General features: G+C 62.5%; 19 protein-coding genes and 1 pseudogene. 4 read left to right on the top strand and 16 right to left on the bottom strand.

Annotated elements, in window-relative coordinates:
* Window positions 1-12: 12 nt before the first annotated feature.
* From ACP7B7_RS03595 to pilM, 5 genes and pseudogenes are all read right to left on the bottom strand, one after another.
* The gene (locus ACP7B7_RS03595; RefSeq protein WP_426075770.1) at window positions 13-2,187 is read right to left on the bottom strand and encodes a beta strand repeat-containing protein; all 2,175 of its coding nucleotides are present in this window, start codon (window positions 2,185-2,187) and stop codon (window positions 13-15) included.
* Window positions 2,188-2,302: 115 nt separating this feature from the next.
* A pseudogene (locus ACP7B7_RS03600) lies at window positions 2,303-3,625 on the bottom strand (type IV pilus secretin PilQ); the annotation flags it as partial.
* A gap of 92 nt (window positions 3,626-3,717) precedes the next feature.
* Entirely contained in the window at window positions 3,718-4,749 is a 1,032-nt protein-coding gene (locus ACP7B7_RS03605) for a pilus assembly protein PilP (protein ID WP_426075771.1), read from the bottom strand.
* 2 nt (window positions 4,750-4,751) lie between these two features.
* Complete coding sequence (locus ACP7B7_RS03610; protein ID WP_426075772.1) at window positions 4,752-5,339, bottom strand: PilN domain-containing protein; 588 nt, start codon at window positions 5,337-5,339, stop codon at window positions 4,752-4,754.
* Window positions 5,336-5,962 (bottom strand): pilus assembly protein PilM, encoded by a 627-nt coding sequence (pilM, locus tag ACP7B7_RS03615; RefSeq protein ID WP_426075773.1) that lies wholly within the window; start codon window positions 5,960-5,962, stop codon window positions 5,336-5,338. Before pilM ends, ACP7B7_RS03610 begins: the two co-directional genes overlap by 4 nt.
* A 270-nt stretch (window positions 5,963-6,232) precedes the next feature.
* Here pilM and ACP7B7_RS03620 point away from each other — a divergent pair, with 270 nt between their 5' ends.
* Window positions 6,233-8,578 (top strand): penicillin-binding protein 1A, encoded by a 2,346-nt coding sequence (locus ACP7B7_RS03620; RefSeq protein WP_308923569.1) that lies wholly within the window; start codon window positions 6,233-6,235, stop codon window positions 8,576-8,578.
* Between the two features lie 169 nt (window positions 8,579-8,747).
* Here ACP7B7_RS03620 and cyaY read toward each other — a convergent pair whose 3' ends face one another.
* Entirely contained in the window at window positions 8,748-9,077 is a 330-nt protein-coding gene (cyaY, locus tag ACP7B7_RS03625) for an iron donor protein CyaY (RefSeq protein ID WP_426075774.1), read from the bottom strand.
* A gap of 40 nt (window positions 9,078-9,117) precedes the next feature.
* Here cyaY and lptM point away from each other — a divergent pair, with 40 nt between their 5' ends.
* On the top strand, window positions 9,118-9,300 hold the full coding sequence (lptM, locus tag ACP7B7_RS03630; RefSeq protein ID WP_308923567.1) for an LPS translocon maturation chaperone LptM: 183 nt from the start codon (window positions 9,118-9,120) through the stop codon (window positions 9,298-9,300).
* A 167-nt stretch (window positions 9,301-9,467) separates the two neighbouring features.
* On the opposite strand, the gene ACP7B7_RS03635 is transcribed toward lptM, so the two are convergent.
* The 5 genes from ACP7B7_RS03635 to ACP7B7_RS03655 form a co-directional block, all read right to left on the bottom strand.
* Complete coding sequence (locus ACP7B7_RS03635; protein WP_426075775.1) at window positions 9,468-10,097, bottom strand: sulfite oxidase heme-binding subunit YedZ; 630 nt, start codon at window positions 10,095-10,097, stop codon at window positions 9,468-9,470.
* A gap of 12 nt (window positions 10,098-10,109) precedes the next feature.
* On the bottom strand, window positions 10,110-11,087 hold the full coding sequence (gene msrP / locus ACP7B7_RS03640) for a protein-methionine-sulfoxide reductase catalytic subunit MsrP (protein WP_426075776.1): 978 nt from the start codon (window positions 11,085-11,087) through the stop codon (window positions 10,110-10,112).
* 85 nt (window positions 11,088-11,172) lie between these two features.
* Complete coding sequence (ccsB, locus tag ACP7B7_RS03645) at window positions 11,173-12,324, bottom strand: c-type cytochrome biogenesis protein CcsB (protein WP_308923564.1); 1,152 nt, start codon at window positions 12,322-12,324, stop codon at window positions 11,173-11,175.
* Between the two features lie 46 nt (window positions 12,325-12,370).
* Entirely contained in the window at window positions 12,371-14,476 is a 2,106-nt protein-coding gene (locus tag ACP7B7_RS03650) for a cytochrome c biogenesis protein ResB (RefSeq protein WP_426075777.1), read from the bottom strand.
* A 172-nt stretch (window positions 14,477-14,648) separates the two neighbouring features.
* Window positions 14,649-15,320, bottom strand: coding sequence for a c-type cytochrome (locus ACP7B7_RS03655; RefSeq protein WP_426075778.1), 672 nt, complete (start codon window positions 15,318-15,320; stop codon window positions 14,649-14,651).
* A 185-nt stretch (window positions 15,321-15,505) separates the two neighbouring features.
* Here ACP7B7_RS03655 and yihA point away from each other — a divergent pair, with 185 nt between their 5' ends.
* The gene (yihA, locus tag ACP7B7_RS03660) at window positions 15,506-16,243 is read left to right on the top strand and encodes a ribosome biogenesis GTP-binding protein YihA/YsxC (RefSeq protein WP_426075779.1); all 738 of its coding nucleotides are present in this window, start codon (window positions 15,506-15,508) and stop codon (window positions 16,241-16,243) included.
* Between the two features lie 71 nt (window positions 16,244-16,314).
* On the opposite strand, the gene ACP7B7_RS03665 is transcribed toward yihA, so the two are convergent.
* The 5 genes from ACP7B7_RS03665 to ACP7B7_RS03685 all read right to left on the bottom strand — a co-directional run bounded on the left by ACP7B7_RS03665 (window position 16,315) and on the right by ACP7B7_RS03685 (window position 23,940).
* Window positions 16,315-17,208 (bottom strand): hypothetical protein, encoded by an 894-nt coding sequence (locus ACP7B7_RS03665; protein WP_308923560.1) that lies wholly within the window; start codon window positions 17,206-17,208, stop codon window positions 16,315-16,317.
* Between the two features lie 285 nt (window positions 17,209-17,493).
* On the bottom strand, window positions 17,494-20,592 hold the full coding sequence (locus ACP7B7_RS03670; RefSeq protein ID WP_426075780.1) for an efflux RND transporter permease subunit: 3,099 nt from the start codon (window positions 20,590-20,592) through the stop codon (window positions 17,494-17,496).
* Complete coding sequence (locus ACP7B7_RS03675) at window positions 20,589-21,761, bottom strand: efflux RND transporter periplasmic adaptor subunit (RefSeq protein ID WP_308923558.1); 1,173 nt, start codon at window positions 21,759-21,761, stop codon at window positions 20,589-20,591. The genes ACP7B7_RS03670 and ACP7B7_RS03675 overlap by 4 nt, the downstream gene beginning before the upstream one ends.
* A gap of 98 nt (window positions 21,762-21,859) precedes the next feature.
* The gene (locus tag ACP7B7_RS03680) at window positions 21,860-23,215 is read right to left on the bottom strand and encodes an ATP-binding protein (RefSeq protein ID WP_308923557.1); all 1,356 of its coding nucleotides are present in this window, start codon (window positions 23,213-23,215) and stop codon (window positions 21,860-21,862) included.
* Window positions 23,212-23,940: a response regulator gene (locus ACP7B7_RS03685; protein WP_065310140.1), complete on the bottom strand. Its 729-nt coding sequence runs from the start codon at window positions 23,938-23,940 to the stop codon at window positions 23,212-23,214. Before ACP7B7_RS03685 ends, ACP7B7_RS03680 begins: the two co-directional genes overlap by 4 nt.
* A 187-nt stretch (window positions 23,941-24,127) precedes the next feature.
* Here ACP7B7_RS03685 and ACP7B7_RS03690 point away from each other — a divergent pair, with 187 nt between their 5' ends.
* On the top strand, window positions 24,128-24,697 hold the full coding sequence (locus ACP7B7_RS03690; RefSeq protein ID WP_308923556.1) for a Spy/CpxP family protein refolding chaperone: 570 nt from the start codon (window positions 24,128-24,130) through the stop codon (window positions 24,695-24,697).
* Window positions 24,698-24,757: the final 60 nt, after the last annotated feature.

The raw sequence follows: 24,757 nt of genomic DNA on the forward strand, positions 1-24,757 counted from the left end.
GTGCTGCGACAGTTATTTTGGATTGCTACAAACATTCGCCTGCCCATACGGACTGTTCACGCCCGGTGGAGACACATCCTGGCGGTTAAAGTCCGAGGACAGTCCCGGAAGCAAAGTGTAACCGACATAAGTTGCCTCCGTCCCGGAACTGTTGCCACGGATCGTCAATTCCACGTCCAGCCAGTTGGCCCTGTCGCGCGGATAAGTCAGCGTCACGGTGGTGGTGCCGCTGCTGTCGGTCTTGCCGCCGGTGGACAGATTAAGCGGAATGCCAGGATCGAGGTGGCCGTTGGCATTGACGTCCTCACCTGGGTCGAGCATGCCGTCCCGGTCCTGGTCTTCATTCCTGCATTCCACGTGCTGCGCCACGATCCAGCTGGTCGCCGCAATGGAAAACTGCAGAGTGCCCTTGTAGTAATAACGGGGCCAGGCGGCAGCCGTGATGATCACGTCCGGCACCGGATTGCCGGTGGCATCGGTCACAAAGACGGTATAAGTCTTGCGATAGGTGCTGCTGTCCGTGCCATCGAGCACATTGCCACTGCCCGCACTGATGAACAGCGATTTCTTCGTCACCGTCAGTTTGGCCGTGGTGCTGTTGCTCGAAACGCCTTGCAGCTGGGCCTGGACCGTCACGCCATCGACACCGGTACTGCCCTGGCCTGCGATATAGCTGACGGTGGCCATGCCGTCGCCGTCGGTGGTTACCACCGACGGCGAGCTCAACGAGCCACTGCTGGCATCGCTCTTGATGGTAAAGCTTACCTGGGCATTTTTCACCAGGTTGTTTTGTGCCGTGCCGTCGCGTACCACGGCGCGCAACGTGCTGCGCGCGGTGGTGCTGCCGGTCGTATTGGAACCAATCACGGCCGGGTCCGCCTGCAAGGAAATGCTTGCCTGCGACGTCAACGGCGCGACGAATTCCACATCCGCCTGCACTGACACACCCGTGCTTTCGTTCCTGGCAGACAGCGAAGTCAAGCCCGCACCGGCAGCCTGCACATAAGCAATGGCGTCACCACCAACCAGCGCCAGCGGTGCCAGCAAAGGCGTAACGCAGTTGGAATTTTGATAAATCGTGCCGCGCGAAGTACTGAAACGAACACTGCCCGCTTGTGGCGTGCCGGCGACATCGCTGTGCACGCGAATGGCGTAGCAGGTATTCGTCGCCAGGCTAGTTAACGCCTGATTGCCGCCAGTGACAGCATTGATCGTGAAATTGGCCGCATTGATCGTTACCGGCAGTACCACGCTATCGCCCTGCGCCTTGATGGTGATCGTGTCGCTGCTGCCGGACCCGGCGCTGTAACTGAGTACCAATTGACCATTATTGTCTGTCAACGCCGGGCTGGCGCCGCCACCCTTTACCGTCAGCGGATTGACTTGCGCACTGAAGGTGACGGGCTTGCCCACCAGCGCATTGCCGCTGGAGTCGACCAGTTTGACGACCATATCGGTACTGGTATTCAAGTTGATCGACGAAAATGCATTGATGGCCAGCTTGGTGCCGCTGACGCTGATATCGGTACTGGCCGTTTGCGCACCGGCACTGGCGCGCACCTTGATCGTGCGCAGGCTGGCGTCCCCGCCCGTATTGAGGCTGACGCTCGCCTGGCCCTGCGCATTGGTGCTGACCACCGTCGCGCCCAGCGCCCCCGAGTCCGCAGTAAAAGTCACGTTGGCATTGGGCACAACGGCATTGTTGGCGTCCTTGACAAACGCGATGACATTGACCGCCGTGCCGCCCGACGAGGCCAGGTTGCCATCGGAAGACGTCAGCAACAAGGTGGCGACATTGGACGTGACTGGCACCACCTTGACCACCACCGGCGCGGAGACGATGCCGCCGCTGCTGGCCGTGATGGTGATGTCGCGCAGTGTCGCGTCGCCCTTTACGCTCAGTTTCTCGGTCACCGCGCCATTGGCATCGGTGACGCGCGTCGTATTGCTGATGGTGCCGGAATTGGCCGTCAGGGCGACGGTCTGACCGCTCAAGGCATTGTTGCTGGCGTTTTTAACAATCACGGTCAGCGTGACTTCGGTGCCGTCTTGGCCCGAGGCGACGATGGTGGCGGCGCTGGCAACGAGCGCCACGCTGGCCACCCCGGCGCCGGGAGTGGCAGGAGCATCAATCGTCGGATCGCCGCCGCCGCCGCCACAGGCAGCCAGCAAGATGCCGAACGTCATCAGCATCAGCCAATTACATGCCTTGCTCCAATAGTTGTTGCTCTGGTATCTATTCCGCATCGTTGCCCTCAGTCCTCTTTCGTTGGCATTGTTACTTAAACGTAAAGATGTGACATTAACGTGTTGAGGGCCGGTCTGCCACTATTTTCGGCGTAATAAACACCATTAGCTCGGTTTTTTCTTGACTGCGGCCCGTGCTGCGGAAAAAAAAGCCCAGCAAGGGAATGTCGCCCAGCAGCGGCACCTTGTTTTGCGTGCCCCGTTCCAACTGTTGATAAATGCCGCCCAGCACCACCGTGCCGCCATCTTCCACCATCACCTGCGTCTTGACATGCTTGGTGTCGATGGCAAAGCCCGAACGCGTTTCCTGGCCCACGCTGTCCTTGTTGACGTCCACTTCCAGCACCACGTTGCCGTCCGGCGTGATCTGGGGCGTGACTTCCAGGCGCAAATTGGCCTTGCGAAACGTGATCGAGGTGGCGCCGCTGCTGGTGGCCACCTGGTAGGGCAATTCGATGCCCTGTTCGATCAGCGCCAGCACCTTGTCGGCCGTCACCACGCGCGGGCTGGAAATGATCTTGCCCTTGCCGTCCGCTTCCAGCGCCGACAGTTCCAGGTTCAGGAAGCGGTTGGCGGCGGCCGAAAACAGGCTCAGGGCAAAGCTGGCCGGCGCCTGGCCGTTGATGCTGGCGGCCGGCAGGTTGACGAATTGCGTGTTCGGCACATAGGCGCCGGCACCCGCCACCGCCTGGCCGGTCGCCTCGCCCACGCCCTCGTACGTGCCGCCAACGGTGGCGCGCCGGCCGCCGCCAATCGCAAAGCCGGGCTGGCCTCCCTGGGCCAGGCGCAGGTCGGCAAAGCCCAGGCGCACACCCAGGTTGCGGCTGAAGCTGTCGTTGGCCTCGACGATGCGCGCCTCGATCAGCACCTGTTTCGTCGCCACATCGGTGCGCGCGATCAGCAGGCGGATCTGTTCCAGGCGTGCCGGCACGTCGCTGACAAACAGCTGGTTGGTGCGCGGTTCGATCAGCACGCTGCCACGGCGCGACAGCAGGCGGCTGCGCCCTTCCCCCGCGTCGAGGCCGAACACGGTGCGAAACGACTCGGCCTTCTGGTAGTTCAGCTGGAACACGGCCGACTGCAGCGGTTCAAGTTCGGCGATCTGCGCGCGCGTTTCGAGTTCCAGCTTTTCGCGCGCCAGGATTTCCTCGCGCGGCGCGATCCACAGCACATTGCCATTGCGCCGCAAGTCCAGGCCCTTCGCCTGCAGCACCACGTCGAGCGCCTGGTCCCACGGCAACTCACGCAGGCGCAAGGTGATATTGCCGGCCACGCTGTCGCTGGCGATGATGTTCTGTCCCGAGGCGTCGGCCAGCATGTGCAGCGCCGCGCGCACCGACACGTTCTGGAAATCGATGGAAATGACTTCGCCCGCATACAGGCGCGGCGCCGTCACTTGTACTACCGCGTCCTGTGCGCCGCCACCGGTGGGCAAGGCCAGCGCCATGATCAACAGCAAGACGTTTGCCTTCATTTGTCCGCCTCCTTGACTGCTGCGCCCGCCACCTGCAATGCCAGGCTGCCGCGCCGCTCGCGCCAGGCGCCGCCGGCGTCCTGCGCCACTTCCCGGTAGGCGATGGCTTGCTCGGAAATCGCCGTCACCAGGCCATGGTCCGGCCCCAGGTACTGGCCTGCCGCGATCCGGTACAAGCGCCCGTTGGCCTGCAGCAAGGCGTCGAGGCGGCCGTGCTGGCGCAGGCTGCCGACCATCGCCATGCCGGCCAGGGCCACGCTTTCCAGCGGTTCGCGCACGCGGCGCGGGTCGGGCGCGGCCACGCCGGCGCTGGCGGGCCGCTCGCTGCCGGCGGCGCCAAACGGATCGGGCAGGTCGCTGGCGCTGTAGTCGCGCGGCACGAAGGGCACGAGCGGGCGCGGTGGCGGCGTGGACGCCTTGGCTGCCCTGGCCGCTCCTTTGGCCGGCTTGCTGTTATCCATTGCCTGCTGCTCCTGCGCATCGGGCAGGCGGTAGGCGCGCAGCACGGCGTCCAGGGTCGGCTGCCCTTCCTTGCCGCTACTGATGGCCAAGCCGTGCACGGTCACGATGCGCGGCAAGTAGGCCAGGTCGGCCATGAAAGCGCCGATGGCGTGGTAGCCGCCGCGCACCCTGACGGCGATCGGCATGGCCACGTAATGCGCTTGCGGCGCCGGCACGCCAGGCTTGAACAACTCGAACCGCAGGCCGCGCGCCAGGCCGGCCTGGTTGATAGCGGACAACAAGGCGGCCATCTCTTGCTGGCGCGGCAACTGCTGCTCCAGGCTGGCCAGCGTGGCGGCCACTTCGCTGTGGTGAGCGCGCAGCCGCGGCAATTGATTGGCCCGGGCCTGCGCCTGGCCATGCGCGTCACGCAGCGCCTGGGTTTGCGCCTGTGCCGCCTGCCAGCGCGCCACCAGCTCGCCCAGCTGCGCCAGCCATGCCAGCGCCAGCAGCAAGACCGCCAGCAGGGCGGCGCAGGCCAGGCGCAGGTAGCGTGGCCACAGCGCCATCTGTTTCAGGCTGGACATGGTCAGTCTCCTGGCGACAAGCTGGACGGCAAGGTCCAGTGCACGGTCAGTTCCACGCCGCCGGCCGCCGGCACGGGCGCGCGCACTTCCTGCAATTGCGGCGTGGAACCCGGCAAGGCCTGTGCCAGCGCCAGCAACAGCGCCGACACGGCTTGCTGCGACGGCGCCCTGCCCGCCAGCACCAGGCGCGCCCCGTCCTGGCGCAGGCTGTGCAGGGTGACGCCAGCGGGCACGGCGCGGGCCAGCGCGTCGAGCACGATCACGGCATCATTGCGCTGCGCCTGCAACAGATGGACCGCCTGCCGGCGCGCGGTCAGCACGGCCGTTTCGCGCTGCGCCCGTTGCGCGGCCGCAATCGCGCCATCGCGCTCGCGCATGGCCGCCTGCCACTGCGCCTGCTGCCGCGTTTGCCTGTCGATGGCGATACCGAGGGCCACCCCCGCCATCAGGGCCAGCGCCGCGCCCAGCAGCACGCCGCCGGCCAGCTGGCGCAGCACCCGGCGTTCGCGCTGGCGGCGCGCCGCCGGCCGGTGCGGCAACAGGTTGACAAACACCATCGCGCTCGCGCTCGCACTTGCGTTCGCATTCATCGGGCAAACCCGTGCAGGGCCAGGCCCCAGGCCAGCTGGAAGGCCGCGCCATCGGCCATGGCTTGCCAGCCGCCATGCGCCATGCCGGCCCGCAAGGCCAGCGCCTCGCTGTCCATCACCATCACCTGCAAGCCCGCCCTGGTCGCCGCATCGAGCCGGCGCTGCACGCTGGAGCGCCGCGCCGCCACCAGCAGCACGTCGAGTTCGGCGCTCTGCCGGTCCGGCCCCAAGGGCGGCGCCGGACCCATGATGCAGAAATCGAGGTTGGCGTCCTCGATCGTGAACGGCATGTATTGCGCCGCTTCCAGTTCCACCAGGATTTCCAGCTGCTCGTCCGGCAAACCGGCCGGCAAGCGCACCGCCTGCGTGATCAGGCTGCTGGCGGGCATGGCCAGCGCCACCCGCGAACACCGGCTGCCGCTGGCCTGGCAAGCCTGGCGCAGCAGGCTGGCCAGCGCCTCGATATCATCGACGTTGCCGTCAAACATCACGCCGGGCGGCACGGCCGCCATGCCGCTATGCCAGTGTTGCAAGGCACCGCGGCGGCGCCCGAGTTCGACCACGCGCACGGCGTCGTCGCCGATATCGATGCCCAGCAAACCGGGTTTATGCAAGGAAAACATGGTGGCTCCCATTCCAGCGCCCACCAAAATGCTAGTCCCGGCCCGGCCCGGCTGACAACCGCTTTCCCACCGGTGTCTGCGGCACCGTGCGCCTATCTGCCGGGAAGCTGATCTGGCGCAGGACAATTGTTACCAAATCCTTGTTGCCAGCCAGCACAGACACGCTTATATAGAGTAGCGACAAGAGTTCCGCAGCCCGCCTGGCGCGCCGTCCCCTCGGCAAGCTCGCTTATAATTGGCCCGCATAATTAACTGAAAGACATAACGCGCATGACATCTTCCACCTCCGCTGGCAACGCTGGCCCGAAGCCGCCCAACAAGGGCGGCAAACCCAAACGCTTTCTGCTGATGGCCCTGGTATCACTGGTGGGCGTGGGCGTGGTCGGCGTCTTGCTGGTGGTGTTCGGCCTGGCGATGGCGTACCCGAACCTGCCGGCGCTCGATACCCTGACCGATTACCGGCCGAAGATGCCGCTGCGTATCTTTACCAGCGACGGCGTGCTGATCGGCGAGTTTGGCGAAGAGCGGCGCAATATGGTGCACATCAAGGATATTCCCGATGTCATGAAGAAAGCCGTGCTGGCCATCGAGGATGACCGCTTCTATGAACACGGCGGCGTGGACTACCTGGGCATCACGCGCGCGGCGCTGCACAACCTGACGGGCGGCGCCAAGCAAGGCGCGTCGACCATCACGCAGCAGGTGGCGCGCAATTTCTTCCTGTCCAGCGAACAGACCCTGAAGCGCAAGGCGTATGAAGTGCTGCTGGCGTGGAAGATCGAGAAAAACCTCAGCAAGGACCAGATCCTGGAAGTCTATATGAACCAGATCTATCTGGGCCAGCGCGCCTATGGTTTTGCCTCGGCCGCGCAGATCTATTTCGGCAAGAATATCCGCGACCTGACCGTGGCCGAAGCGGCCATGCTGGCCGGCCTGCCGAAAGCGCCGTCGGCCTACAATCCGGTGGTCAATCCGAAACGCGCCCGCCTGCGCCAGCAATACATCCTGCAGCGCATGGCGCAGCTGGGCTACATCACGCCGGCCCAGTTCGAGGAAGCCAAGCATGAAGAGCTGAAGGTCAAGACCGACAGCAGCGCCTTTGGCGTGCACGCCGAATATGTGTCGGAAATGGCGCGCCAGCTGGTCTACGAGCAATTCAAGGAAGATACCTATACGCGCGGCCTGAACGTCTACACGACGATCACCAAGGCCGACCAGGACGCCGCCTATATCGCGCTGCGCAAGGGCGTGATGGACTACGAGAAACGCCACGGCTACCGTGGTCCGGAAGCGTATATCGACATTCCGAAAACCAAGGCCGAAGCGGACGATGCGATCGAAACGGAACTGGCCGACCACCCGGACAGCGACGACATCATCGGCGCCATGGTGCTGCAGGCGTCGCCCAAATCGTTGCAGGCGGTGACCTCCGCCGGCGAGGAAATCAGCATCACCGGTTCCGGCCTGACCTTCGGCGCGGCCTGGCTGTCGGAAAAGGCGGCGCCGAACCGCCGCATCCGCCGCGGCGCCGTGATCCGCGTCATGCGCGAAGGCGACAACTGGGTGCTGACGCAGATGCCCGAAGTGCAGTCGGCGTTTGTTTCGGCCAGCACGACCGACGGGGCGATTCGGGCCATGGTGGGCGGTTTCGATTACAACCGCAACAAATTCAACCACGTGACGCAGGCGTGGCGCCAGCCCGGTTCGGCCTTCAAGCCCTTCATCTATTCCGCCTCGCTGGAACGGGGCCTGTCGCCGGCCACCATCATCAACGACGCGCCGATCTCGTTCGACGCGGGCCAGACGGGCGGCCAGGCGTGGGAACCGAAGAACTACGACAGCAAATACGACGGCCCGATGACCATGCGCAAGGGTTTGATGAAATCGAAAAACATGATTTCGATCCGCATCCTGCACAAGATCGGCGCCAAGTACGGCCAGGAATACGCCACCCGCTTCGGCTTCGACGCCGACAAGAACCCGCCCTACCTGACCCTGGCGCTGGGCGCGGGCAACGTCACGCCGCTGCAGATGGCCGGCGCCTACGCCGTGTTCGCCAATGGCGGCTACAAGATCAACCCCTACCTGATCGCCAAGGTCACCGACAGCGACGGCAAGGTCTTGTCGGAAGCCAACCCCGACAAGGCGGGCGAGGAAGCCAACCGCGTGATCGACGAGCGCAATGCCTTCATGATGAACAGCATGCTCAACGATGTGGTGCGCTTCGGCACGGCCAACAAGGCGATGGCCCTGAAGCGCCCTGACCTGGCCGGCAAGACGGGGACCACCAACGATTCCATCGACGCCTGGTTCGCCGGCTACCAGGCCAAGCTGGTGGGCATTGCCTGGATCGGCTACGACCAGCCACGCAACCTGGGCAACCGCGAAACGGGCGGCGGCCTGGCCTTGCCGATCTGGATCAACTACATGGCGAAAGCGCTGAAAAGCATCCCGGTCGAGGAACGCGCGGTACCGGAAGGCCTGATCCACGTGGGCGACGAGTACTACTATGCGGAAAATCCGCCGGGCACCGGAGTCGGCAGCCTGGAAGGCGCGGCACGCGGCACGCCGGAGGAAGAAAAAGCCAAGGAAGCCGTGAAGAACGAGCTGTTTTAAACACCTGGGTCGGGTAGGTCGGGTTAGGCCGCAGGCCGTAACCCGACAATATTGTTGACGTCTGCGGTGTTGTCGGATTACGCGCTTGCGCGCTAATCCGACCTACCCGGCCACAAAAAAATGGGCAGCCCGCAAAGGCTGCCCATTTTTCATGCATCACTTCAAGCACTTACTTCAACACCACCACCGCACCCGCCTGCTCGCTCGCCATGGTCGACAGCGCCGCAAACAGTTCCGAGCCGTCACGCGTATTGATCCATTCATCACCAACCCGCTTGTAGTGGAAACCGCCGGAACGGGCCGCCACCCACATTTCACGCATCGGCGCCTGGCTGTTGACGATGATTTTGGTGCCGTTGTCGATAAACTCGATTTCCAGCACATTGCCGCTGCGGCTGCATTCGACGTCGAGCACGTCTTCATCGTTCAGCCGGTCCAGCGCCGCCTCGATCCGGGTCAGGGTGGCTTCGGCCAAGGCCAGGAATTCCGATTCGCTCATGCTACACTCCAAAGATCTTAATCAAACCGTGATTCTAATCGTGAAGTCATCCTCAGCGTTTTATATCGGCATTGCCATTGTGGTCTCTAGCGTCCTGGCCGGCTGCGGCCAGCCCGGCGCCCTGTACCTGCCCAAGCCGCCGTCGGGCAAGCCAGCGCCCGCCAAGGGCCCGCTCGAACCGGCCCTGGTGCCGCCACCACCGGTGATCGTGCCGGCGACCTGAGTCAGTACTAAGTAACCCCCAATAAATTCTTGTGATTTCTGACTTCCATAACCGGCGCTCTGCTGTGTTGCCAACTGCTAGCAGTGCTCGCACTGCGTCGCAGTTGGCGCCTTGCATAGCATCCGGTTCTGTTCGTCATAACTTCACAATAATTTCCTGACGATTACTTAGCGCGCCAGCTTCGCGTTTTGCACCCGCTTGCTCCAGGCGAAATAGACGCGAATTAACAACAGCAGCGCGACGATGCAGCCAAACAGGATGGGCTGGGCAAAATTGTTCTTGCCCGCCTTCATCCACCAGTAATGCAATATCCCCAGCGGCGCGATCACGTACACCAGCCGGTGCAACCACTGCCAGCGCTTGCCGCCCAGGCGCTTGACCATGCCGTTGGTACTGGTCACGGCCAGCGGTATCAGCAATACAAACGCGATAAAGCCCACCGTGATGAACGGGCGCTTCAGCACATCCTTCCACATTTCCGCCAGATCGAAGAAATGGTCGAACCATAAAAAGGTGGTGAAGTGCAAGGTGGCATAGAAAAAAGCGAACAGGCCCAGCATGCGGCGCAGCTTGATCAGCCAGTTCCACTGCGTGATGCGGCGCAAGGGCGTGACGCCCAGGCCGATGCACAGGAAATACAGGGTCCAGTCGCCGGTGCCACGCGTGATGAATTCCAGCGGCTCGACCAGCTGGCCGGTGTACGTCAGCCACACCATGCGGCCCAAGGGCAGCAGCGCCAGCACGAAGATGACGGCCTTGATCAGCGACAGCTGCCGGGGTGTGGGATGGAAAGCCATGGGTCACCCTGCTTAAAAGAATTTCTTCAAGTCCATGCCCGCGTACAGCGAGGCCACGTCGTTATAGCCGTTGTACATCAGCGTCTTGCGCTTGCGCGTCAAAAAGCTGTCTTCGCCGATGCGGCGCTCGCTGGCCTGCGACCAGCGCGGATGGTCGACGTTCGGATTCACGTTCGAATAAAAACCGTATTCGGACGGCGCCGACAGGTTCCACGAGGTGCGCGGCTGTTCCTTGACGAAGCGGATCTTGACGATGGACTTGGCCGACTTGAAACCATATTTCCACGGCAGCACCATGCGCACCGGCGCGCCATTCTGGTTCGGCAGGGTTTCGCCATACATGCCCAGGGTCAGCAGCGCCAGCGGGTGATTCGCTTCATCGATGCGCAGGCCTTCGGTGTACGGCCACTGCAGCACGCGGCTGCCCACGCCCGGCATCTGCTTGTTGTCGGCCAGCGAAATGAATTCCACGTATTTGGCGTTGCCGGTCGGCTCGACCTTCTTGATGATCTCGGAGAACGAATAACCGACCCACGGAATCACCATCGACCAGCCCTCCACGCAGCGCAGGCGATAGACACGCTCTTCCAGCGGCGCCAGTTTCAGCAGCGCATCGAGGTCCAGGGTCATCGGCTTCTTGACTTCGCCTTCGATGGTGACCGTCCACGGCCGCGTGCGCAGGGTACCCGCGTTTTGCGCCGGATCGCTCTTGTCGGTGCCGAACTCGTAGAAATTGTTGTAGGTGGTGGCGTCTTTGTAGGCGGTCTGCTTGTCCAGCGCCGAATAGGCGGGATTCAGTTTGGCGGCCAGCTTGGGATGGGTGCCTTGCGCGTGGGCTTCACGGCTGAGCATTTCCAGCAGGGCCGCGCTGGAGACGGCGCCGATGGCCGCCTGCTTGATAAAGCTGCGGCGCGCTTCGAAGACCGCGCGCGGCGTGATTTCGGATGAGAACGGCAGTTCAATGCCGTTGGGACTGCGCTTGATCAACATGGCGGCTCCGGAAAAGTGGTGGTTATCTGTACCTTACACCAGTTTCCGAAGCCGTTCATGACGCTTGCGTCATCTAGAAAATTGCTTACAGTTTGCCGTAAGAATGCAGGCCGGACAGAAACATATTGACACCCAGGAAAGCAAACGTCGTCACCATCAGGCCCACCAGCGCCCACCAGGCCGCCACTCTGCCGCGCAAACCCGTCATCAATCGCATGTGCAGCCAGGCCGCATAGTTGAGCCAGACGATCAGGGCCCAGGTTTCCTTCGGATCCCACGACCAGTAGCCGCCCCACGCCTCGGCTGCCCACAGCGCGCCCAGGATGGTCGCTACCGTGAAGAAAGCGAAGCCGACGGAAATGGCCTTGTACATCACGTCGTCCAGCACTTCCAGCGATGGCAGGCGGTCGACCAGGTAGCCGCTCGATTTCAGCAGGTAGGCCGAAGCGACCATGGCCGACAGCGAAAAGGTACCGTAGCCGATGAAGTTGGCCGGCACGTGGATCTTCATCCACCAGCTTTGCAAGGCCGGCACCAGCGGCTGGATATCGGCCGCGTCGCGCGTGACGGTGTACCACAGCAAAAATACCACGGCGGCGGAAATCACCAGCATGACGAAGGCGCCCAGCTGGCGCGTCGCATAGTGCTGCTCGTAGTACAGGTAGAACATGGCCGTGATCAAGGAAAACAGGATGAACACTTCATACAGGTTCGACACGGGAATATGGCCCACGTCGGCACCGATCAAGTAGGACTCATACCAGCGCACCAGCATGCCCGTCAGGCCCAGCACCACGCCGGCCCAGCACAGCAGGGAACCGACCGAGGAACCGAAGTCCGAGCGCGCCACCAGGCCGATCCAGTAGAACAGGGTCGACAGCACGAACAAGGTGCCCATCCACAGAATCGCGGACTGGCTGGACAACATATACTTCAGGAAAAATTTCTGGTTTGCCATGTCCAGCTGGCCACCGTAGAGTTCGATGGCAAACAGCGACAGCACGGCGGCCACGGGGATCAGCCAGCGCACCGGCTTCCAGTACCAGCCCAGCCAGGCAAAGGTGGGCGCCGCCGCCAGTAAAATGACTTTTTCATAGATGTCCATGAAGGCGCCAAAGTGCACCAAGCCATACAGCGAAGCGGCCAGCAGGCCCGCGCCGTACAGCCAGTCGACCAGGCCCAGGCGCTTGAAAAAGCCGGGTTCCTGCGTGTAAATCTGTTTATTTGCCAATTCCATGTTTTTCTCCATTGCCTGCACGGCGTGACGCCAGCTCAGGCGCAGCTTACGCCGATTGCGGCAATTTTGCCTTCAGGTTCTCAAATTCTTTTTCAAAATCCAGCGTCTTGCGCTGGGTGCTCATGGCCATCAGGGCGGTGCTGTCGCCAGGGTTGTTGGCATCATCCTTGATCCACACCCACAAGCGGCGCTCACGGATATAGAACATGGAAAACACGCCGATCACCAGGAACAAACAGCCCAGGTAGACCACGCCCTTGCCCGGCGAGCGCGTCACTTGCAGCACGGAAGCCTTGATTTCCGTAAACTCATCGAGCTGCAAATACACGGGCGCACCATAGAAGAAGCTGTCGGACAGGGCATTGGTCGCCAGTTGCAGGAAACGGCCGTGCTTTTCATCGGCCTCGATGGCGCTCAGGCCGGCCTTGGCGCGCGCGGCCTGCCACAAGTCCCACAGGCTGCCGTTGAGGATCTTCATGAAGATATCGGCCGCCTTTTCCTGCTCGGCCTTGGGCACTTTTTCCAGGAAACGCGAAATCGCCAGGAAACCGCCCTCCTGCCCGTTGCCGGCAAAGATGGCCAGGCTTTTCGCGGCCGATTCCTGCAGCTGGCCGCGCAGCGCTTCCGCGTTGGCGTTCGGCATGGCGCGCTGGGCGTAGCGGGCGGCGGCCTGCTCGCGCAGTTCCGGGTCCTGCAGCGCGGCGCGCAGGCGCATCCATTCCTTCACCGTGTAATTGTCGTCGGCGGGAATGCGCAGGTAGCTGAAGGCGTCGCTCGGGTTGACGCGCATGCCGGCCAGGAACACCAGCGCGCCGTCGACCGTGACGGGCTGCATGTAGTTCTGGTACTCGCGCGCCTGGCCCGTCTTGTCGCGCAATTTGTACAGCACGCTGGGGCCGACGTTTTTCAGGTCCTTGTTATTGGCGTTCTTGGCGGCGGAACCGAGACGCTTGTCGAGGCCGACGGCGAATTTTTCATTGAAACTCTCGGCCTTGCTGACGGCCCGCACATCCTGGCCGGAACTCATGTTTTCCACGTTGAACGGACGGAAACCCGACCATTCGACGCTATACGAATTGCCGTCGCTGCGCTCCAGCGGCGTGCTGCCGCCCACTTCGCCGCCGATATCGAAACGTTTGTCCGTCTTGCCGGCCATCGGGAAACCGGTGAGCTTGAGCTTGCTGCCGCCATCTTCAAAGCTGGACTGGTACAGCGCCAGGCCTTTGTACAGCAGCGGCTGGTTGACCTTGATGGTGGCCGGAAAACTCGCGCCCGTCTCATGGTCGGTGACCACCACGTCGCTGGCGAACAGCTTGGGCATGCCGGTGCTATAGAAATCGATATGGAATTTCTTCAGCAGGATGGTGATCGGCAGATCCTGGATCAGCACGCCATCGGCTTGCGGAATGATGGCGGTGCTGCTGGTCGAGCCTTCCGGGATCATGGTATTGCCGCGGAAAGTGGGGTTCGACAGGCTCAAACGGTGCTGGGCGGGAATCTCGGCGATCACGCCGCTGCCGGCAAACGGCGTCTTGCCGAAGAACCATTGTTGCACCCTGATCGGCATTTCCGAGTCCAGCAGGCCGCCGACGCAGATGATGACGATGGCGCCGTGGGCAAAGATATAGCCCCATTTGTTGGCCGCGCCGCGCTTGGCCGCCACCAGCGTAGCGTTGTCCTTTTCCACGATCTTGGCCTGGTAGCCGGCGTCCTTCAAACGCATCACCATCTGCTGGGCCAGCGCGGCGCGCGGCAGCGCCGCCAGCCATTCGGCCTTGTGGTGGAAATTGCGCAAGGACTGCTCACGCACGGTTTCGCGCCAGCTGCGCATGTCCTTGAGCATCTTCGGCGCATTGCGCACGATGCACAGCGAGGTCGAGGCGACCAGGAAACCCATGATCAGCAGAAACCACCAGGCCGAATAGACCGAATACAGGCTCAGCTTGTCGAACACGGAAAACCAGAACGGGCCGAACTGGTTGATGTAATTGGGCATCGGCTCGTTCTGCTTGAGCACGGTGCCGATCACGGAGGACACGGCGATCAGGGTCAGCAAGCTGATGGCAAAGCGCATCGACGAGATCAATTCGACGAATTCGGCCAGGCTGCGGCGCTGCGTTTTGAGTTCGATTCCGGTGGTGCTGGTACTCATGCGTTGTTACTCATACTGAATGGCAATCTAAAAAAGGCGGGGAAGTTTCGGCTGCGCAAGGCGGCAGCATAACCCAGTTTGGCCGGGGTCATAAAAAAAGGGCAGCCCCTTGCCACGGCCGCCCTTCTTCATCCACACCATAGTGTCCGGCAATGATTGCCGCTATGGAAAGTTATTTCAGGCCGGCTATGTAATCGGCAACGGCGGCGATCTCATCGTCCGACATGCGCGCGGCGATGGTGTGCATGTCGACGCTGTTCTTGCGCGCATCGGCCTTGGTGCTGCGGAACTGGGTCAGCTGGGCGATCGTATAGTCCTGGTGCTGGCCGGCGATGCGCGGATATTGCACGGGGATGCCATTGCCCGCCGCGCCATGACAGCTGGCACAGGCCGCGACTTGTTTCGAAGCAATTCCGCCACGGTAGATCTTCTTGCCCAGCTCGATGGTGTCCTTGTTCTTGGCGGCGCCCGGCTTGGCCAGCTGCGCGCCCAGGTAGGCGGCGACGTTTTTCTTGTCGGCATCGCTGAGCATCTTGGCGTAGGTCGACATCACGGGCTGGTTGCGCTGCGGCGTGGTGAAATCGACCAGCTGCTTGTACAGATAGTTTTCGTGCTGGCCGGCCAGCTTGGGATTGACCGTGATGGTCGAATTGCCGGCCGCGCCATGGCAGGAGACGCAGGCGGGCAAGCCGCGCGCGGCGTCGCCATCGGTGTACAGGGTGGCGCCCTTGTTGGCATCGGCTTTGACGGCGGGCTTCGGTGCTTCAGCGGCCGAAACAGTTGCCGAGATGGCCAGCAAAGCGAGCAACATGGATTTGAACAACGGTGAAAATGCACGATTCATTCAGGCACCCTGGGACAGTGAAAAATTAGTGGTGGACATTGCCGCGCCCTGGGATTTTTGCATTATTTTCAGGGCCGCAAGCCGCATCGCTGCTACGCCGGCAACAATTAACAACTCCTTATTGTACAATAGCTTCTTGGCGTTATTGCTCTCTTATCGCTCCCTTTTCTTGCATTACTACTCCCATGTCAAAACTCTGGCAAGCCCGTTTCTTTACGACCGTCAACCAACTGCGCGACCTGCCCGATACCTCGGTGCCGGAAATCGCTTTTGCCGGCCGCTCCAATGCCGGCAAATCGACCGCCATCAATATTTTGTGCAATCAGAAAGGCTTGGCGTTCGCCTCCAAGACGCCGGGCCGTACCCAGCATATCAACTATTTCTCGATCGGCGGCGCCCACGTGGGCCAGCACCGCAAGGATGCCACCATCGTCGAAGAGATCGAATGCCTGCTGGTCGACTTGCCCGGTTATGGCTATGCGGAAGTGTCGGGCTCGGCCAAGCTGCACTGGCAGCGTTTGCTGGGCGACTATGTACAACGCCGCGAACAGCTGGCCGGCCTGGTCCTGATCATGGATTCGCGCCGCCCGTTTACGGACCTCGACATCCAGATGCTGGAATGGTTCGCGCCGACCGGCAAGCCGATCCACTGCATCCTGACCAAAGTGGACAAGCTGAACCGCAATGAATCGGTGAACGCCCTGCGCCAGGCCAAGGCCAAGCTCGACAGCTATGTCGATGAAGACGGCGTCGGCTTCCCGTTCACGGTGCAGCTGTTCTCGGCCCTGAAACGGGTCGGCATCGAGGAAGCCAATGACAAGATCATGGAACTGGCCGGCATCAGCGAAGACGGCGCCGCCGAAATGGTGGAACTGATCGAGATGGAAGACGACGTCGAACCGGAAGCAGACAAACCGGCTTGATCCTCGTATCAGTACGGCACGTTAAAAAGGCGGCTCACTTGCGTGAGCCGCCTTTTTTTCATGGCTGAAAATTAACGCCGGCCCGGCCCTGGCCGTTTCTCGGAAAAGAATTCCTGGCGCAGGAACGCGGTCAGCTCGGCAGTATCCTCGACGCGAGCGCTGAGATTGACGTTGCGGCCCAGGCGGCGCGATTCCCACACGAAGTCGCCCGGCTTTTCGGCACGGATCAGCTGGATCATCTTCTTGATGATGGCCGATTCGATATCGGGCTCATTGCCCAGCTCAACTTTTTCCTGCTTCAGCCAGTTGCGCTTGAAGTTACCGTTCCAGCCCTTGAACTTGACTTCGGCACTGAACGAGGTCTGGTTGACGATGGAAAACACGCCACCCGAATCATCGTTGTCGCTGCCCGAGTTGCGGCCCTGGGCGCGCGCGATATTGGCCTTGGCCACGCGCGTGGCGCGGTCGTTTTCGCTTTCCTCGGCCGGCGGCGCCGGCTGCTGCGCCTGGCGCTGCTGGCGGCGCTGCTCGATCATGGTGGCCATGTCGTCGGCCGGCGGCGGCGGCAACGGCACTTTCGATACCAGCGGCGGCGTAAAGGTTTCCAGCTTCGGCTTGTCGCGCGGCACGTTTTTCGTCACCACCGGCTTGCTCGGCGCTGGCGGCGGTTTCACCTTGGCAACCTTGGTTTCCTTCGGCGTCGGCTTGGGCGTGGGCTTGGGCGTCGGTTTCGGCGTCGGCTTGTCCTTCAGCGGCGCGATATACACCATCGCGCTTTCCTTTTTCGGCGGCGGGATCTTTTCGATCTTGTCCGTATGCAGCAAGGCATACGCGGCAATCAGCACGTGCAGCAGGACAGACACGCCCAGTATCACCTTGCGGCGGTTGCTGGTCTTTTCGCCATAGGCCAGTGGCGGCTGGATCAATTGCCCGCAGGTAGGGCAATAGCCGGTATCGGCAGCCATCGGGTGGGTCGTGTCATGCAAAATGAATCGTGCTTTCTTTGTAGCAACAAAGTTGATCTTACAGGGCAGTCATAGTGCCAGAATCGCCGGCGTTTGGAAACACTTGCCGCGCCCTTGCCACCCGAAGCGTACAGGATCGCGGCATTCCTTGCACCGCCATGAAGAGTAGCCGAAGCGGCCCTTGATGGTTGTTACCGTATGTATCACGCTTCTTACAGCCAGGTAACACAAACGGCGCGCCGTTCCCGAAGGACTGGCGCGCCGCAGCGTTTTTTATCCGAGCAATCAGGCTTTGTTGTCGAGCGCCACCAGTTGCTCGTCCGTCATCGGCCCGGTGCCGCTGTATTTGTCGAGGAACAGATAGATCACGGGCGTGATGAACAAGGTGATCACTTGCGAAAAGATCAGGCCGCCGACCACGGCCAGGCCCAGCGGCTGGCGCAGTTCGGCGCCCGCGCCCAGGCCCAGTGCGATCGGCAAGGCGCCCATCAGCGCCGCCGCCGAGGTCATCATGATCGGACGGAAGCGCAGGATGCAGGCCTGGCGTATCGCTTCGGCGGGGGCCAGGCCCTCGTTCCTCTGCGCATGCAGGGCAAAGTCGATCATCATGATGGCGTTTTTCTTGACGATGCCGATCAGCATCAAAATGCCGATAATCGCGATCATGGTCAGGTCCATGCCGAACAGACGCAAGGTCAGCAGCGCGCCAACAGCGGCCGACGGCAGGCCGGCCAAAATGGTCAGCGGGTGGATATAGCTTTCGTACAAGACGCCCAGCAGCACGTAGATGACGGCCAGCGCGGCGATGATCAGGATGATCTGGCTGGCCTGCGAATCTTGGAACACGGCCGCGTCGCCGCCGTAGCGGGTGATGATCGACGCGGGCAAGTTCATGCCCTTGCTCATCACGTCGATCTTGCCGGTGGCAATCCCCAGCGGCACGTCCGGCGCCAGGTTGAAGGCAATCGTGACGGCCTGCAGCTGGCCCTGGTGATTGACGGAGGTGGGGCCGATGGTGCGCTCGACCCGGGCAATGCTCGACAATTTGACCAGTTCGCCCGTCTTGCTGCGCACCGACACGCGCGTCAGCGCATCGTCGTACTGGCGGTCCGGCGTGGCCGCTTCCAGGATCACGTAATAGCTGGCGGCCGAGGAATAGATGGTCGACACCTGCCGTTCGCCAAACGCGCTGTACAGGGCGGTGCGAATGTCCGACATCTGCACGCCCAGCATGTTCGCCTTGTCGCGGTCGATCTTCAGCGAGGCCTGCAAGCCCTTGATCTGCGAATCGCTGGTGACGTCGCGGAAGGCCGGGTCGGCGCGCATGCCGGCCAGGAATTTCTCGGCCCAGTCATTCAGGGCGTCGGGGCTGACGCTTTGCAGGGTGTACTGGTAGCGGCTCTTGCTCTGGCGCCCGCCCAGCTGCAAGTTTTGCACGGGACGGAAATACACGGCCATGCCGGGCACGGCGCTGGTGGCCCGGCGCAGGTTTTCCAGCACCACCGGCATTTTCGGCCGTTCGCTGCGCGGTTTCAGCACCATGAACATGCGGCCCGTATTGCCGCCACCGACAAACGAAGTGACGTCCTGCACGCTGGGGTCGGCCTTGATCACGGCCGCCATGCGTGCCTGCAGGGCTTGCAGGGCTTCCGACGAGATATCCTCCGACGCTTCCGTATTGACCTGGATCTGGCCCAGGTCTTCCTCGGGGAAGAAGCCTTTCGGTATCGTCGCGTACAGAATCACGGTCAGGGCAAACGTGCACACGGCGATCAGCAGCACCACGTTGCGGTGCGCCAGTGCCTTGTCGAGCACGAAGACATAACCATTGCGCACGCGCGTAAAACCGGCTTCGAAGTGGCGGCCGATAAAGGTTTTTTCCTCGGCGTGGTCGTGTCCCTGCGCGCCGGCCGGCAGGAAGCGGCTGGCCAGCATCGGCACCAGGGTCAGCGAGATTATCGCCGACACCAGGATCGCCAGCGAGACCACCACGGCAAATTCATGGAACAGCAGGCCGATCACGCCCGGCATGAAGAAGATCGGGATAAACACCGCCACCAGCGAGACGGAAATCGAGATGATGGTAAAACCCATCTCTTTCGCGCCCACCAGTGCCGCCTGGATCGGCTTCTTGCCCATCTCGATATGGCGCACGATGTTTTCCAGCACCACGATGGCGTCATCGACCACCAGGCCGACGGCCAGCGTAATGCCCAGCAGCGAGATATTGTCGAGGCTGTAACCTAGCCAGTACAGCAGGGCCAGCGCGCCCAGCAGCGAAATCGGCATGGTGACGGCCGGAATGAAGGTGGCGGCCGCGCGGTGCAAAAACAGGAAGATCACCAGCACCACCAGCACCACGGTGAGCGCCAGGGTCAGGTTGACGTCGTGAATCGCCTCGCGGATCGACAGCGAACGGTCGTTGACCAGACTGATCTGGATCGACTGCGGCAGTTGTTCCTTGAAACCGGGCAACAGGCGGCGCACGCCGTCGACCACCTGCACCGTGTTGGCGTCGGGCTGGCGCTGCACCATCAGGCTGATCGAGCGCTCGCCATTGAAGCTGCCGACCGCCTTGATCGATTGAAAACTGTCTTCCACCTCGGCCACGTCCTTCAAACGCACGGGCTGGCCGTTGCGGCTGGCGACGATCAGCTCGGAAAAATCGGCCGCCTTCATCATCTGCGGATTGCCCTGGATGGTCAGGGTCTGGCTCGGGCCGTCCAGGATGCCCAGCGGCGAATTGGTGTTCGAGGTGCGCAGCGCCGTGGCCAGCTCGTCCATGGTCAGGTCGCGCGCATTCATCAAATCGGCACGCGCGCGCACGCGCACGGCAAAGCGCTTCTGGCCGTTGACCACCACCTGCGCCACGCCGGGCAAGGTCGACAGGCTGGGGGCGATCAGGTTTTCCGCGTAATCGTTCAGGTCCGACAGGTTCAACGATGGCGAGGTCATCTGGATGAACAGCACCGGCGCATCGGCCGGGTTGACCTTGCGGTAGGACGGCAAGTCCGTCATTTCGGTCGGCAACTGGCGCTGGGCGCGCAGCAGTGCCGCCTGCACGTCGACGGCCGCCTCGTTGACATTGATGCTGGAGTCGAATTCCAGGGTCAATGAGGTGTTGCCCAAAGTACTGGTGGAGGTGATCAGGCTCAGGCCGGAAATCGTGGAAAACTGCTTTTCCAGCGGCAAGGCGACGGATGACGCCATGGTTTCCGGGCTGGCGCCGGCCAGGTCGGCGCTGACGTTGATGACGGGCGTGTTATAGCTCGGCAAGGCCGCCACGGGGATCTGCAGATACGCCAGCACGCCGGCCAGGATGATGGAGAGGGACAGCAGCACAACCATCACGGGGCGGCGGATGCTCAGTTCGGACAGGTTCATGCTGGCTTGCCCGTCGGCGTGGCGGCAGCGGCCGGGGTGGTATCCTGGCGTTTTTCCGCCAGGCGCACCTTGCTGCCCGGACGCAGGTTCTGCTTGCCGTCGACAATCACCTGCTCATCGCCAGTCAAGCCCGTCACCGCGGCATTCAGGCCAAACGCATGCACGCGCGTGACCTTGTTCGCCATGGCCGTGTTGTCGGCCTGCATGGTATAGACCAGGGTGCCGGCGGTGGTGGTGATGATGGCGTTTTGCGGGATCACCAGCGCGTCTTTCAGGGTTTGCACCGTCATCTGGGTATTGATGTACTGGCCCGGCCACAGATCGGTTTGGGTATTGCCGAAACGGGCCTTGACCTTGATCATGCCCGACGTCGGATCGACGGCGTTGTCGATAAAGTTCAGCTTGCCCTGGACCTGCTTGCCGCCGGCGTCCGCCAGCAGCGCCGTGACGGGCACTTCGCCCGCTTTCTGCGCCGACAGCAGGGCCGACAAACTGCTCTCCGGCAAGGTGAACACAACATCGATCGGATCGAGCTGGGTAATGCTGGTGAGCGAGGTGGTCGGCTGCACCAGGCTGCCCGGATACACGCCGATGGCGCCGACCCGGCCGCTCAGGGGCGCGCGCAAGATGGTGTAGCTGGAATCGACTTGGGCCGCGCGCAAGGCGGCCTGGTCGGCGGCCAGCAAGGCGCGCGCCGCGTCGAGCTGGCTTTGCAGGGTATCGACGGCGCCCTGGGCGATGAAGTTCTTGCTGAGCAAATCGGTGCTGCGCTTGAGCTGGCGCTCGAAGTCCTGCACCGAGGCGCGGTCGCGCAACACTTGCGCCTGGGCTTTTTCCACGTTGGCGCTTTCGGTGCGTGCGTCCAGGGTGAACATCAGCTCGCCCTGTTTGACGTACTGGCCTTCCTTGATATGCACCTTGGCAATCGTGCTGGTGGTTTGCGGATGCAGGTCGACGCTGCTGATCGGCGTCACGCTGCCATTGGCCTGCAGCACGATGGGCACGTCCTGGCGCACGGGCTTGACCACGCTGACGCTGGTCGGCGCCTGCCCTCCCTTGGCCGCCGCTCCGCTCCTGGCCTTGTCGGCGGACTGATGATTGAAATACCAGATGCCGCCACCGATACACAGGGCACCACCGACCAGGATTGCCAGGCTAGTTTTTTTCATTATTCGTCACGCTGTCTCGGCGCGGATTTTGCAGGTTGAATTAATTGCCTAAAGGCATTAAGGGCGATATTGTCGCATGAAAGCGTCACGGGAAATCATCACTTTCCTGCGTAATATTGTGGCACCACCAGGGTCACTTCCAGCCCGCCGTCCACATGATTGGACAGCAAAACCGTGGCGCCGTGCTGTTCGGCGATATTGCGTGCAATCGTCAGGCCCAGGCCGGTGCCGCCGGATTCGCGCGAACGCGAGGTCTCGATGCGGTAGAACGGTTCGAACACCTTGGCCAGCTGGTCGGGCGCAATGCCGGGACCGCCATCGCGGATGCGGATGCGCGCCGCGCCCGTCAGGCGCTCGACCGTCACCTGCGCATGCTGGCCATATTTGACGGCATTGTCGATCAGGTTGACCAGGCAGCGCCGCATGGCGATCGGGCGGCCCATCAGGGCCATGCCGGCATGGCCTTCCAGGGTCACGTTCTGGCCCGCATCGGCGGCGTCCGAACAGACGCTGTCGAGCAGCGAATCGAGGTCGAGCGCCTGCATCGCTTCCGTGCTGTCCATCGAGCGCGCCAGGTCCAGCCCTTCCTTGACCATGCTCTGCATGGCCGACAAATCGCCCACCAGCCGTTCGTGCAGGTCGGAGTCGGCCACTTTTTCCAGCCGCAGGCGCAAACGCGTGAGCGGCGTCTGCAGATCGTGCGTGATGGCGGCCAGCATCTGCGTGCGCTGGAAGATGTGCTGGCGGATGCGCGCCTGCATGGCGTTGAAGGCCGCGCTGGCCTGGCGGATTTCGCTCGCGCCCGTCAGGGCCAGCGGCGGATGGTTGATGTCGTTGCCCAGGTCTTTCGCCGCCTGCGCCAGCTGTTTCAACGGCCGCATCGTCATGCGCGTGACCAGGTAGGCCAGGATGGCGATGCTGATCAGGAAAGGCAGCAGGGTCATCCAGTCATTGTGCTCGGCGAACGCCGGCTGGCGCGGCGGCAGCACCAGCAGGCGCAGCATGTGGCCGTCCTGCATGCGCACGTCCAGGCTTTCGCAGGTGCCGCCCCAAGGCTTGGGCGAAAACAGGCCGGGCGCTTTCTTCGGCTTGACGCAGACCAGCGGCAGCTGGGCCAGCGCGGTCACCTTGAAGGCCTCGCCCAGCTTGGCTTGCAGCGCGCTGGAAAACTCGGTCGGCGCGCCGGCCGCGTGTTCGGCGTCCGGCCGCAGTTCCAGCCGCACGCTGCCCTTGTTGGCCACCTTCAGGTAGGCCGCGCGCGACGCCAGCGGCACCATGTCGGTCGACATCACCAGCTGCTCGGCACGCTCGACGGCGTGATAGTCGCGGTACTGTTCGATCGCCCGCTGGCGCTCGCCCACGGCCAGCCACTGCGTCAGCGCGGCCGAGGCCACCACGCCGATCAGCAGCACCATGAAGACGCGCCCCGTCATCGAACCGAGAAAGGCCTTCACGCGTGCGGCTCCACGTTGACCTGGCCGGCCAGCACATAGCCGCCGTTGCGCACGGTCTTGATGATTTGCGGCAAACGTGCATCCTCGCCCAGCTTTTGCCGCAAGCGGCTGATCTGGATATCGATCGAGCGGTCGAACGGGTCGGCGTCGCGGCCCTGCGTCAGGTTCAGCAGCTGGTCGCGGTTCAGCACACGGTTCGGGTGCTCGAGGAACACGCGCAACAAACGAAATTCCGCGCCCGACAGCATGATCACCACGCCGGTCGGGTTGAGCAGGTGGCGCGCCGTCAGGTCCAGGGTCCAGCCCGAGAAGCGGATCTGCTGCGCCTTGTCCGACGGCGCATTGGACGGCATCGCATGGCTGCGGCGCAGCACGCTGCGGATGCGCGCCAGCAGCTCGCGCGGCTCGAATGGTTTCGGCAGGTAATCGTCGGCGCCCATTTCCAGGCCCAGGATGCGGTCCAGCGGTTCGTTGCGGGCCGTCAGCATGATGACGGGCACGGTCGACTGCGCGCGCAGCTTGCGGCACAGGGTCAGGCCGTCGTCGCCGGGCAGGTTCAGGTCGAGCACGATCAGGTCGGGCCGGGTTTCGTCCAGCACCTTCCACATGGCCGTGCCATCGGCCGCGCCCAGGGTGCGGTAGGCATTGGTTTCCAGGTAATCCGCCAGCAGGCTGCGGATATCGCGGTCGTCGTCGACGATCAGTATTGTAGAAGTGGTTTCCATGCCTGAATTATCCCCACTTCAGAAGGGCGTGCACAGCGCATTTGTATCGTCTTGTATATAGACCATGTGACGAAACATACGGATACAAACTGTCGGACAGCGGACACTTCGTGGAAACATGGGGCGGCCACACTGGATTCATGTGCACAGACATGTACATGCTCTCTTCACTCATAAAGGAATCCAGATGAACACCTCATTTCACACCGTACGCAAACACCTGATCGTCGCGCTGAGCGTACTCGGCATGGGTGCCGCATCGCTGACCGTCCACGCCCAGCAAGCTCCCGCCAGCGCCCCGGCCGCCACCAGCAACCCGAAAGCCGCACCGGACGGCCCGCGCGCTCATCGTGGCGAACGCGGCGGCGAACACCGTGGCGAACGCGGCAATCCGGCCGAACGCATGGCCAAATACCAGGCCCGCCTGCACGACAAGCTAAAACTCACCGCCGCCCAGGAACCGGCCTGGGCCACCTTTACGGCCGCCAACGCGCCGAAAAAGCCGGCCGGCGACTGGAAGGCCAAGCGCGAAGCGTTTGCCAAGCTGTCGGCACCCCAGCGCATGGAGCAGTGGATCGCCCTGTCGAAGGAGCGCATCGCCGGCCAGGAAAGCCGTCTGGCGTCGCTGAAAACGTTTTATGGCGTGCTGACGCCGGAACAACAGAAAGTGTTCGATAACAGCGTGCCGGGCGGCAAGCATGGCGGCATGCGCGGACACCATGGCCACCGTGGCGGCCCGGAACATAAAGCCGGCTAAAACTGTTGCAAACAAAGAAAAGGCCTGCAATGCAGGCCTTTTTTCATATGAACAACGCGA

This window comes from Janthinobacterium sp. PSPC3-1, from assembly GCF_049896105.1.
Classification (GTDB): domain Bacteria; phylum Pseudomonadota; class Gammaproteobacteria; order Burkholderiales; family Burkholderiaceae_D; genus Janthinobacterium.